10 protein-coding genes and 1 riboswitch are annotated in these 13077 nt (G+C 39.2%); of the genes, 8 read left to right on the top strand and 2 right to left on the bottom strand.

The genetic code is table 11. The features are described 5' to 3' along the window. Positions 1-174: 174 nt before the first annotated feature. Both B091_RS0103250 and B091_RS0103245 read right to left on the bottom strand, forming a co-directional pair. Entirely contained in the window at positions 175-750 is a 576-nt protein-coding gene (locus tag B091_RS0103250; protein ID WP_018108575.1) for a cob(I)yrinic acid a,c-diamide adenosyltransferase, read from the bottom strand. An 18-nt stretch (positions 751-768) separates the two neighbouring features. Continuing rightward, the gene (locus B091_RS0103245; RefSeq protein ID WP_025069410.1) at positions 769-2070 is read right to left on the bottom strand and encodes a cobyrinic acid a,c-diamide synthase CobB; all 1302 of its coding nucleotides are present in this window, start codon (positions 2068-2070) and stop codon (positions 769-771) included. 95 nt (positions 2071-2165) lie between these two features. Continuing rightward, positions 2166-2365, top strand: a riboswitch (cobalamin riboswitch). 51 nt (positions 2366-2416) lie between these two features. Between B091_RS0103245 and B091_RS0103235 the strand changes: the two genes are divergently transcribed. Genes B091_RS0103235 through cbiE form a run of 8 tightly spaced genes read left to right on the top strand, consistent with a single transcriptional unit; the run spans position 2417 to position 13073 of the window. Next, positions 2417-4627, top strand: coding sequence for a TonB-dependent receptor (locus B091_RS0103235; RefSeq protein ID WP_018108572.1), 2211 nt, complete (start codon positions 2417-2419; stop codon positions 4625-4627). A gap of 7 nt (positions 4628-4634) precedes the next feature. After that, positions 4635-5561: a sirohydrochlorin cobaltochelatase gene (locus tag B091_RS0103230; protein ID WP_018108571.1), complete on the top strand. Its 927-nt coding sequence runs from the start codon at positions 4635-4637 to the stop codon at positions 5559-5561. Positions 5562-5565: 4 nt separating this feature from the next. Further along, positions 5566-7023, top strand: a complete 1458-nt coding sequence (locus B091_RS0103225; protein WP_026166301.1) for a PepSY domain-containing protein — start codon at positions 5566-5568, stop codon at positions 7021-7023. A gap of 6 nt (positions 7024-7029) precedes the next feature. Next, positions 7030-8436, top strand: coding sequence for a precorrin-3B C(17)-methyltransferase (gene cobJ / locus B091_RS0103220; RefSeq protein ID WP_018108569.1), 1407 nt, complete (start codon positions 7030-7032; stop codon positions 8434-8436). After that, positions 8402-9940 carry a cobyric acid synthase gene (locus tag B091_RS0103215; protein ID WP_018108568.1) on the top strand — a complete coding sequence of 513 codons (1539 nt, stop codon included), beginning with the start codon at positions 8402-8404 and terminating at the stop codon, positions 9938-9940. Before cobJ ends, B091_RS0103215 begins: the two co-directional genes overlap by 35 nt. Then, positions 9941-10951, top strand: a complete 1011-nt coding sequence (locus B091_RS0103210; RefSeq protein ID WP_018108567.1) for a threonine-phosphate decarboxylase — start codon at positions 9941-9943, stop codon at positions 10949-10951. Further along, a complete protein-coding gene (gene cbiB / locus B091_RS0103205) occupies positions 10942-11889 on the top strand; it encodes an adenosylcobinamide-phosphate synthase CbiB (RefSeq protein WP_018108566.1) in 948 nt (315 codons plus the stop codon). Before B091_RS0103210 ends, cbiB begins: the two co-directional genes overlap by 10 nt. Further along, positions 11886-13073, top strand: coding sequence for a precorrin-6y C5,15-methyltransferase (decarboxylating) subunit CbiE (gene cbiE, locus B091_RS0103200; RefSeq protein WP_018108565.1), 1188 nt, complete (start codon positions 11886-11888; stop codon positions 13071-13073). Before cbiB ends, cbiE begins: the two co-directional genes overlap by 4 nt. Positions 13074-13077: the final 4 nt, after the last annotated feature.

Below are 13077 nucleotides of genomic sequence, written 5' to 3'. Positions count from 1 at the left end.
TTGAAAATAACTAATCGCGTTGTTTATAATATTTCTGCACAAATAAAAGCATAATAAACTGCTTCTTGCTAATATATAGTATTATAAAAATATAAACAGCATAATTACTACCCTAAGGAGTAAACAAACATGCTAATCAGACTGTCTATCACTGGTACGAGCTAATTACGAACTCTATTTTCTCTTCTTTTTGTAAAGAAATTTATGCCATTTCTCTTCATCTCGCCCAGAATTTAACATCTCTTGTCGTGCCATAACAAATAGTAAGTCTGATAATCGATTTACAAATTTCAAAACCATTTCAGGTAACTCATCTTCGTTATTGAGTGTCCACATTCGTCGTTCACTCTTGCGTACAACGGTTCTAGCCCAATGCAGATGCGAAGAGATAAGATTACCACCAGGCAAAACAAAATATTCATTCTCGGGCATAGCCTCTACAATTTCATCAATTTTAGCCTCACAAAATTGTACAATAGTTTCATCGAATTTGTTGGGATTCTTATCACGATCAATAGAGCGAGTAGCCACTAACGACATCACGACCATCAACTCTTTTTGAATTCGATAAAATATATCGTGGCGAGCATCATCCTCTTTCATAAATGAACGAACTACACCCAGCAAACTATTAAATTCATCGAGCGAACCAATGGTTTCAATCCGAAGATCGTCTTTAGGAACACGCTGTCCTCCGTGAAGCCCCGTCATTCCTTTATCACCACCTTTTGTATATATTCTTACTGCCATAAAATTAAATTATTAAGATTAATCAAATATAGATAGCCAGTTAGCTTTGTCAGCCCAGTAGAGATGAGTGTAGCCTGCTATAACATTTTTGTAGCGCATTAATTTAGTTACAACAGGTTGATTCCTTGCTCCATATTGCTGCACTTCGCTACTTACATTACTACTATCCATTTGTGAGTAGTGAAACTCATGCCCATAAAAACGTATATCCTTATAATCAAAGTAACGGTAACCTAAACTGAGTTTCATCTTCTCCATACTGCAATCTGCGTCGAATAAACCAACCATAGGCCAATTTCTACCCTGTTCATCGGTTATCGAGTTTGTTAGGTACATCATACCTCCACATTCGGCCAGCAATCGTCCTCCACATTCGACATAATTTCTAATACTTTGCTGCATAGATCTATTTCGGCTCAACTTTTCGGCAAAAACCTCAGGATATCCTCCTGGTAAATAAACCAAGTCGGCTTGTGGTAGACTAGTATCCTGAAGTGGACTAAAATACTCAACATCACCTATGCTTTTGAAGCTCTCAATATTCTCATGATACATAAAGCTGAATGCCCTATCCCTAGCCACGGCTATTTTGAGACGTGCAGAACCTTCGATCTGTTCTTCTTGATTCATTACGGGCAACTCATCAACTTGAGTGAGTTCCAACAAACGTTCAATATTAATCTGCTCTCGGATTCTGGTTGAAAGATGAGACAATGTGTTATCTATCTTCTCTCTATCCTCAGTATTCAGACCTAAATGACGTGAAGGAATCTCAAACTCAATATCCTTAGGCAAGTATCCTAGAGGTTCAAGGCCAACATCAAGACAAGCATCTTTCAGATAAGAATAATGACTTTCAGAGCCTACACAATTAAAGATAACTCCCTTTACATTGACTTGAGGATCAAAATTCTTAAATCCATAGAGTAAAGCAGCAACAGAATAAGCACTAGCTTGCGCATTAACAACGAGTAGGACGGGAAGATCAAGTGACTTACTCACAGCAGCAGCACTACCCTCCATTTTATTATAACCGTCAAACAAGCCCATAACACCTTCCACAACCGAAACATCAGCCATACCTCCATACTTTGCAAATAGATGGTTCAAATGAGCAGTTGAAGACATAAATAAATCTAAGTTTATAGAAGGGTTCTCACAAGCCCAAGTGTGAAGAAGAGTATCAATATAGTCGGGACCACACTTAAATGGCTGTACATTCAAACCCATATCACTCAATGCTTTGAGCAATCCTAAGGTCAGGGTTGTTTTGCCTGCCCCCGAATTGGCAGCAGCAATCATAAATTTCGACTTTCTCATGAGCGTTTTCATTAATTATAGTGCTAAACTCTCTACAAAGGTATCTTCTTAGTCAAAAAATAAAAATAATTGTTTAACTATATTTTAATTTTTTCCTACCTTTGCTACGCTTAGGTGATGTTTTAATTTTTCAATTTAAGCATAAAAGGGAATTCGGTTAAAGTCCGGAACAGTGCCCGCTACTGTAAGTTCAAGTAAAACATTTAAAAGAAACTTTTGCCACTTTTCACTAATCAGAAAGGGAAGGCTTTTTAAATGGAACAAGTCAGGAAACCTGCCTAGCATACAAACAATAATTATCCTCGTGGCTAAGGATAGATTAATCATCTTTTTAGACAAAACTCTAATGAAAAAGACATTATTGGTGATAACTGTATTTCTATGCAGTTCATTAAACCTATTATGTGCACAGAATCAAATCAAGGGCACCTTGAAGAACGAAAAAGGCTATCCAGTCAGTCATGCAACAGTTGCAATTGAAGGAACTCCTTTTGGTACGACATCCAACGAAGAAGGCGTTTTTATTCTCCACTATAAAGAGAGCGAGAATCAAATTCTGAAAGTCTTTGCCCTCAGCGCTATGGACACAAGCATTGAGATTGACAAAATCAAGAACAAAAACAACCTTAAAATCACACTACTAGACAAACCCTTCAAACTATCGGAGGTCGTAGTTACCGGAACGGGTACTCACAGTTATCTCAAAGACTCTCCTATCCACACCCAAGTATTCACACAGAAAGAAATTATCAACTCAGGAAGTACCTCACTCGAAGATATTCTTCGCAACATGAACTCATCAATTACCTATAGTGAAAGCCATGGTATTGTAGCTAGTGGATTTAGTGGTAGAAACATCCTAATTCTTGTTGATGGTAATAAACTTAATGGAGATACCAGTGGTCAGACCGATATTGAGCGACTCGACATGAGTAAAATCAAACGTATTGAAGTGGTTCGTGGATCGGCTTCGGCTCTTTATGGGTCAGAAGCTATGGGAGGTGTAATCAATATCATTACACAAAACCCCACAGATGATATCAGTGTAACAACAACAAATAAGATATCTCGCAAAGGCCAATTCTTCAGTTCATCGGTTGTTGAGATAAAAAACAAGAAATTCACCTCTCAGACTAGCTACCAACGCAGACAAACAGATGGTTGGCAACTTAGCCCATACGAGTGGACTAAAAAGTGGAATAGCGATGGAACACCACAAGTAAAACCAACAGACAAACAAGCTGTAACAGGATATTACTCAGATAATGTTCGTCAAAAATTCACCTTTACTCCCATTCCTAAGTTAACGTTTAATGCTACAGGGACTTATTACAACAAAAAGCAAAAGAGAAAACAACAGGTGCCCAGCTACAAATACAATATGCACTACAAAGACTATAATGTTGGTGCTGGAGCAATCTACCGTTTACCCAAAAAGCTTGGTAGTATCAGTCTGAATACTTATTTCGATAATTATGAGTATGAAAAAGACTATTTCAAAGACGACAAAAAAATATTAGCAGGCGAGTCTACACTATCCAAGCGCCAACGCTATAGTAATACCGACCTTAAGGGGGCTTTCAGACTGGGTAACCATAAACTGAGCACAGGAATTAATTTCACCAACGACTACCTTAAAAATCCTGAAAAGCTAGATCATTCAAAGTCTGCTTATACCCTATCACTCTATGCTCAAGATGAGATGAAGTTTTTTAAATCTCTCTCAGTTATTGCAGGTTTTAGAGCTTTACATCACAAAGAGTTTAAAAATAGATTCGTTCCTAGTTTATCGACTATGTATGCATGGGAACACTTTAATGTGCGCCTATCGTATGCTGGAGGTTTTAGAGCTCCCGACCTAATGGAGCTATACTATAATAATGAAGGTATGGGTGGCGGCACGGTTAACCATTCAAACCCCAACCTAAAGCCCGAGAAATCAAACTCATTTACTTTTAGCACAGAGTATTTTAATAAATACTTCACCATATCAGCCTCAACCTTTATCACCTTTATCGATGATATAATCCAACGTGTGAGTGTTGATGAGCAATATCCTCACGAGGGAGATTCAAATCACTACCAATATCAAAACTTGAATCGTGCACGTTCACGGGGTTTTGATTTGGGAATACAAGCACTATTAATCAGTGATCTAAGTCTAGGTATTAATTACAGTTATTTGGACGCACGTAATATGAACCCAAGTAAAAATCCTGACGTAAGAGATAAGTACCTAAATGGTTCTAGCAGACACACAGGATCGGTTAATATGAATTACGCCAAGCATTGGGAAAAATACAAACTGAATGTAAACTTCAATGGGCACCTACAGTCAAGTGCATTTTACGAAAACATGAATGCCAGAGCCTATAGCTTGTGGAACATAATCACAACACATACCATCAAAGGCATAAAGCATTTCACGCCTACACTATCGGTTGGAGTTGACAATGTTTTCAATTTCAGAGACACAAAGCCTTTTCTAATGAGATATGCAACAACATCTCCAGGCAGATCTTTTTTTGCTAGCCTAACACTAAAACTTAACAAATAACTTAACTATGAACAGAACGATACTGGGTATTATAGTAATGTTTATATCTGCATTTAGCTATGCCCATGGTGGTGGTAACTATGATCACAGCGATTTTTTTAAAGGTATGAAGCCTGGCGACAAAGCCGCTTTAGTTATGGTTCACTTTGGCACGACTCACAACGACACACGAGTAAAGACTATCGATGCTCTCAACGAGCGTGCTAAAAGCAAGTACAGTAAACTCGACTTTTTCGAAGCCTACACTTCTCGTATTATTATTAAACGACTTGGAGATAAAGGAATTGTAAAACATAACCCCGAACAACTACTAAACGAACTACTCGAACAAGGTTATACTCATGTCTTACTACAGCCTACCAAAATAATTGATGGTGTAGAGATGGAGTCACTCAATAAAAATGTAGCAGCAAAATCGGCTCAGTTTAAAGATATAAGAGTTGGTAACCCCTTATTGTATGAGCCCGAAGATTACGAAAAAGTAGTAGAAGTGCTTACCCGAAACCTTGATGCAAACAAAGCTTACTTATTCGTTGGTCACGGAACTTATGACCCCACTACAGCACAATATGCTATGATGGATTATATGCTCAAAGCCAAAGGTCATAAGAACTGCATCGTGGGTACTATCGAAGGATATCCCACTTTCAAGAATGCACTAAATCAACTAGAAGAACTAAAAACTAAGGAGGTCACACTAATCCCTTTTATGTTTGTTGCAGGCGACCACGCTAAAAACGATATCGCTGGTGAGTGGAAAGAAGAACTTGAAGCCGAAGGATACAATGTCAGTGCCCTGCTTCAAGGCTTAGGAGAAAACAGAAGAATCCAAGATATTTATCTTGACCATATAGAATTTATGCTTCATCACAAGAAAAGAGAGATTTTAGCTAAGAAAGCAATCTACGAAGTCACTGGAGAAGTAATGAAGTAAGTCAATGCTAAAAAGAATATTACATAGTACACATAGCCTATTAGGAACAGTAGTTAGTCTACTGTTTCTAATGTGGTTTATAACAGGTTTGGTACTGGTTTACCACTCTTTCCCAGATGTAAACAAGGATAAAAGAAACCATAATCGAGAGATCTTAAAAGCTGACAAATATCCCCCTATTTCTCAGGTTATCAATGCTGCACAATCCGACAAAACTAAACTTCAGCAGCTCAATCAATACCAAGATCAAACCGTATTTACACTGACCTCTTCTAAGGGAGTTGAGCATATAAGTGCTATACTGCAACCTATTTCAGCATCCATAACACTCGATAAGCTTCAACGCATTGCAGCTAAATGGTCAAAGGCATCTATAGCTAAAATTGACACACTACAAAAGCGAGATATCTGGGTGATGTATACCAAATACCTTAAAGAGCTTCCGCTCTACAAGATACACTTTGATGATGCTAAAGATCATCAACTTTACCTCTCCTCTAAGACTGGAGAGGTTCAACAATTCACAACTCGCTCACAGCGAGTTTGGGCCTATCTAGGCTCCATACCTCACAAGTTTTATATCCCAGCTCTACGTGAGCATACGAATGTTTGGATTTCAACCCTCACCATCTTGGCAACACTTTGTTTTATGGCAACGTTATCAGGGATTATTTTAGGGCTAAGAGCTTTAATCAAACGATATAAACGCAAAGGGAAACTAGAATCACCTTACGCTAAATTCAATTACAAATGGCACCATATTTTGGGGCTTGCATTTGGCCTATTTTTACTAAGCTGGTCGATTAGTGGGATGATGGCACTCCAAAAGACCCCTCAATGGCTCGTAAAGACGCATAACAAACAAAACATTACCAAGAAGATTAAGGGTACAGCAATCTCCCCAATAGACTTTAAACTTGACTACAGAGAAATCATATCGAGCTATCCCAATATCAAACAGTTAAAGTGGAACTATTTCCAAGACACTCCCTACTACGAAATCGTTGTAGACGATATTGAACTTTATATCGATGCATCAAACCAAACAATTGAAAAACTATACTTATCGCAGTCAACTATTGAACAAGCTATCAGAAGCATTCATGGGCCAGAGACTAAATTTTCCATAGAATTAATTAACAATTACGAAGAGTATTATCTACCTTGGAAAAGAGAACTTCCTCTACCAGTTTATAAGGTTAAAGTTGAAAGTCCCGATAATGATTCATATTACATTAGCCCCGAAACAGGCTATTTTAAACACATGAATGATAACCGTGTTGTACGGAAATGGCTATTCAATGCTTTCCACTATGCACATATTAAGTGGCTTATGGATCGACCCGTTCTTTGGACAATTGTAGTATGGGGATTATCTTTAGGATGTATAGCCGTCAGTGGTACTGGAGTTGTGCTCAGTGTACGATACTTAAAAAGAAAAATTAACAACAAAAAGAAATAAGAAGAAATGTCATCAGGAAAAATAATAATAGCCGGCATAGGCCCTGGCTCTAAAGAAGATATTACTCCAGCTGTATTAGAGGCTGTAAAGCTTGCCGATGTAGTAGTAGGCTACAAATATTACTTTCAGTTTATAGAGCATGTCCTTCGACCAGGCACCGAGTGCATTGACACTGGCATGCGTAAAGAGCGTCAACGAGCAGAGGAAGCATTCATTCAAGCTGAATCGGGCAAGAATGTATGTGTGATTAGTTCGGGAGATGCTGGAATTTATGGCATGACTCCGCTAATCTACGAAATGAAGAAGGAACGTAACAGTGATATAGAAATTGAAGCAATCCCAGGGATTAGTGCTTTCCAGAAAGCAGCTGCACTTTTGGGTGCTCCTATTGGTCACGACTTCTGTGTACTCTCTATGTCAGACTTACTTACTCCTTGGGCAACAATTGAAAAGAGAATTATTGCTGCTGCTAGTGCGGACTTTGTGACTGCAATCTACAATCCTAAAAGCAAAGGAAGATATTGGCAACTGCAACGTCTTGTCGAGCTATTTCTTGAAGAAAGAAGTGCTGATACCCCTGTAGGATATGTTCGTCAAGCTGGGCGTGAAGAACAAGAGATTAAAATAACTACGCTTGCCGAGTTTAGTGTAGAAGAGATTGATATGTTTACTATCGTTATTATTGGCAATTCACAGTCTTATAATTTCGAGAACCACATTATTACTCCACGTGGATATTACCATCAAAAAGCCACTGAAGGTGTTGGAATTGGACAAGGCATCATGATGGAGAGTTTTAGAACTATCGAAAGTGAGTTGGCAAACAAAGATATTCCACTTGATAAGAAATGGGCATTACTGCACGCCATTCATACCACAGCCGATTTCGATATGGAGAATATCCTATTGGTAGATAAAGGAGCTGTAGAAAAACTATATCACGAATTTGCCTCAGGAAAGATAAAACAGATTATTACCGATGTTACCATGGTTACCTCTGGTGTCAGAAAAGGAGCTTTAGAACGTCTAGGTGTGGAAGTAAAGTGTTATCTCAATGACCCACGAGTTGCAGAACTAGCGACCAAGTTTGGAATTACGCGAACACAGGCAGGCATCCGTTTGGCAGTTGAAGAACATCCCAACGCGTTATTTGCTTTTGGAAACGCACCAACTGCATTAATGGAACTATGTCGATTAATCCGACTAGAAAAAGCTACCCCAGCAGGCATTATCGCTGCTCCAGTTGGCTTTGTAAACGTAAAAGAGTCGAAGCATATGGTAAAACCTTTCACTTCAATTCCGAAACTCATTGTAGAGGGAAGAAAAGGAGGAAGCAATCTTGCCGCTACGCTAGTGAATTCCATTTTAACTTACGACGATGCTGAACAACTTAGACCAGGAAGAGACGTATAAAATGACAGATAGAAAAGATTCAAAACTAAGACCATTCATGCTTGGAGGTACAGGAAGTGATGTAGGCAAGAGTATTGTTGCTACAGCGTTCTGTCGGATATTCCTTCAAGACGGCTATAGGCCAGCTCCATTTAAGGCACAAAACATGGCCTTAAACTCTTTTATCACTGCCGATGGATTAGAGATTGGCCGAGCACAAGCAGTACAGGCTGAGGCCGCAGTGGTGCCTTGTCAAACTGACATGAACCCTATATTGCTTAAACCAACAGGGAACAAGAGTTCGCAACTCGTTCTTAATGGCAAAGTAGCAGGCAATCAATCTGCCCAATCATACTTCCGCAAAGAAGGTCGATCAGAACTACGTAAAGCTGTAAACGATGCTTTTGACAGACTCGCTACAAACTATAATCCCATCGTTATGGAAGGTGCTGGTAGCATTGCAGAAATTAATCTGCGTGAGGTCGATTTAGTAAATATGTCTATGGCTATTCATGCCAATGCAGCTGTTGTCTTAGTGGCCGATATAGATAGAGGTGGTGTATTTGCTTCTATCTACGGAACAGTCATGCTCATGACTCCCCAAGAGCGTAAACATTTAAAAGGTGTTATTATTAACAAGTTCAGAGGAGACATTAAACTCTTTGAATCGGGAATCAAGATTATAGAAGACTTATGTAAGATTCCTGTTCTAGGTGTAATTCCTCACTATACCGATATTCATATCGAAGAGGAAGATTCGGTTACGTTGGAAACAAAAAGTCGTTTGGCTACTGAGGGAAAAATAAATATAGTGGTAGTTTTACTCAAACACCTATCCAACTACACCGACTTTAATGTTTTGGAGAGAGATCCTCGTGTACACCTGTTCTACTCCAATAATACCGAAGAGATTAAGAAGGCAGATATTATTTTAATACCAGGTACTAAAAATACTATTTCTGACCTTTACGAGATCCGAAAGAATGGCGTAGCCCAAAGTATCATAAAAGCACATAAAAATGGAGTCACCGTAGTGGGAATTTGTGGCGGCTACCAGATGATGGGCTTAGAAGTATGTGACACCAATCAAGTCGAAGGCGAGATTAAACGTTTCCCTGGACTTAACTTATTACCGGTTATAACAGAACTTGGAGATGAGAAGGTTACCCGACAAGTCGAGTTTAATTTTCTAGATCAAACCCAAGCACACTGCAAGGGGTACGAAATCCATATGGGTACTACCTCCCCCACAGAAGAAGCCAATGATTCGCCTGTCAATCGCAAATTAGATGGCACAACTGACGGCTACTTTCTAAATGAGAAGTGCTTTGGAACCTATATTCACGGGATTCTCGACAACTCATCTGTAATCGAATACCTACTCGCTCCTTATAGCGAAAAGCTTAATGCTGAACCCCTAGATATTGAAGCTTTCAAGAATCAACAATACGATAAATTGGCAGCTCATGTACGCAAACATGTCGATATGGAGCTAGTGTATAAAATTTTAAAGGAGACTGAGTAAATGATTCAAGGACACGGTGATGATATATACAACCAATCGGCTGAAATAAAATGTAATTTCAGTTCGAATGTAGACACTTTGCAAGATCTCTCTGAGCTGAGAGCGCATCTGATTGAAAAAATCAATCAGATACACTCCTATCCTGAGCCTGATGCGACATCGTTTGCAGACTTGATTGCCCAAAAGAACTCTGTTCTACCCCAGAATATTTGCGTCACCAATGGAGCGACAGAAGCCATTTATCTGATTGCTCAAAGCTTTAGAGAATCTAGAACTGCGGTGGTAATTCCAACATTTAGCGAATACGAAGATGCTTGCCGACTTAATAGTCATGCGCTTAGCTTCTACACCAATTTAACTGATATACCTTACGATACTGAATTGGTTTGGCTATGTAACCCCAATAACCCAACAGGAAAGGTTTATAAAAAGGCTGAAATCCGTAGCTTCTTGAGTGCTCATCAAAATACAGTTTTGATAATTGACCAGTCCTACGAACAATTTAGTCGTGAAGAGCTTTTTAGCTTATCTGAAGCTATTGAGTATGATAACTTAATCCTACTACACTCTCTAACAAAGCACTTTGCTATTCCAGGACTTAGGTTAGGCTATTTTAGCGCTACAGCTCGACTAGTTGAAAAGATTAAAAGCTATAAAATGCCTTGGTCGGTCAATCAGCTCGCTATAGAAGCTGGGAAGTTTCTTGAAACTCACTACACCAACTTAGTGGATATTTCGACCCACATGAGTCGAGCCAAAAGACTTTACGAACAACTATCACAAACAGAAGGGTTAGAGGTACAAGGCTCTCAGACGCATTTTTTTCTCTGCCGAATTAAAGACGAAACAAGAACTGCATCTGAACTAAAAACTTATTTATTGGATTCGAAGGGATTCCTTATTCGAGATGCTAGTAATTTCAGAGGGCTATCCCCTCAACACTTTAGAATAGCCTCACAAACAGAAGAGGCAAATACAGAACTAATTCAAGCGATTCAAAAATGGATTTAACCAACTCGCTACTTTTACTCACGATTTTACCACTGGCTTTAGGTTGGTTACTCGACCTTATTCTTGGTGATCCAGCTTACCTACCGCATCCCGTAGTAGGCTTTGGAAAGCTTATTGCTTGGGGAGACAAAAAACTCAATAAAGGAAATCGTCGCAAACTCAAAGGTGCTATACTTACACTTAGCCTTTGTATTGGTTGCTTTATAATTTCTTATTTTACCTTGGAGTTTCTGACCAAAATCAGTCCTTACCTTACTTTTGCTATAACAGCAATTGGAGTCTTTTATTGTTTGGCAGGTAAAACACTCTGCCAAGAGGTTAGCATGGTTTTCCAAGCAACTGATGAATCGGTTGATAAAGGCAGAAAGCAACTCTCAAGAATCGTTGGTAGAGACACCTCACAGCTCTCCCCTCAAGCAATCCGCACAGGAGCACTCGAAACACTTGCTGAGAATCTAAGCGACGGAGTTGTTGCTCCACTCTTTTGGTTTGCCCTTCTAGGTCTGCCAGGCATGCTAACCTACAAAATAATCAATACGCAAGACTCTATGATAGCCTATAAAAATGAAAAGTATAAAGACTTCGGTTGTTGGGCTGCTCATATCGACGATATAGTCAACTATATTCCAGCTCGGATTACTGCTCTACTTATGCTTTTAGTAAGTAATAAGCTAAGCCTAATTGGCTTTGTAAGGAAATATCGCAAAAATCACTTAAGCCCTAACTCGGGCTATCCCGAGTCGGCATTAGCAGGAATCTTAGACACACAATTTGGAGGTCCAAATGTCTATCATGGCAAACTAGTAGAGAAACCCTTTATCGGAGAGAACCCGCGAAGTTTGACAACATTAGATATGCAAAAGGCACTAAAAATCAACCGAGGGGTTGAGGCTTTATCAGTAATTATAATTTTGGCAATTTATATCAGTATATTATGAAGTTTTACATCATCGGCATCGACGATAACCAAAGGCAAGAACTAACAAGTAAGGTTAAGTCCATCATTAGTCAAAATATAATCTTCTCTGGAGGCAAAAGACATAGAGAAATCATGACCGATTTACTTCCGGAAGCAGGCCAATGGATCGAGGTTACCGTTCCTCTTGCTAAGGTATTCGAACAGTATAAGCTCCATGAGACACTTGTGGTTTTTGCTTCTGGTGACCCACTATTTTTCGGACTAGCCAATACAATTATCCGCGAGTTTCCAGAGGCAGAAGTCGAAGTATACCCAAGCTTTAATTCATTACAACTCTTGGCTCATCGACTTAAGCTCCCCTATCAGGATATGCATATTGTTTCGCTTACAGGTCGTCCTTGGGATAAGTTTGATGAAGCACTCATTACGGGGTATCCTCTTTTGGGTGTACTTACCGATAGAAAAACGCATACACCCTCGACCATTGCAAAGCGAATGCTAGATTATGGGTACGACAACTATGAAATGGTCGTTGGTGAACTGTTGGGCAATGAAGAGCGTGAAAAGGTTAGCACATGGCCAATAGCAGAAGTTGTCGGCAAAGAGTTTAGCTACCCAAACAATATAATACTTCAACAGAAGCAAACTCGTCCTCGACCTTTTGGACTACCAAATAGTGAGTTCCATCTACTCAATAATAGGGCAAATATGATTACCAAGATGCCGATTCGATTGCTCTCGCTCAGTCTGCTTGATCTAAGATCTAAAGCAGTATTTTGGGATGTTGGATTTTGTACTGGGTCAGTATCAATTGAAGCCAAACTACAGTTTCCTCACCTCAAAGTCATCGCCTTTGAGCAACGACTAGAGGGTGAAGAGCTTATTGAGAAGAATAGTCAGAAATGGGGAACACCAGGCATCGACTATTATATTGGTGATTTCACTCAACAAGATTTAACGGATATCCCTGCACCCGAAGCCATATTTATTGGTGGACATGGAGGAAAACTCATAGAAATTCTTGAGCTAGTTAAACAACGTATGGCACCTAACGCCTGCATTGTTTTTAACTCCGTGTCATTGGATAGTCAAAACTTATTTAAACAAGCAATTAAAAATATAGGGTTACAGATTACAGAAGAAGTTAGTATTCAAGTAGACGAATACAATCCAATTCTCGTGATGAAAGCCACAAATAAATAGAATT

Origin of the sequence: Bacteroides propionicifaciens DSM 19291 = JCM 14649, assembly GCF_000375405.1 — a bacterium.
GTDB classification, from domain to species: Bacteria; Bacteroidota; Bacteroidia; order Bacteroidales; family Bacteroidaceae; genus Bacteroides_E; species Bacteroides_E propionicifaciens.
This window is presented reverse-complemented; position numbering and strand designations above follow the sequence as displayed.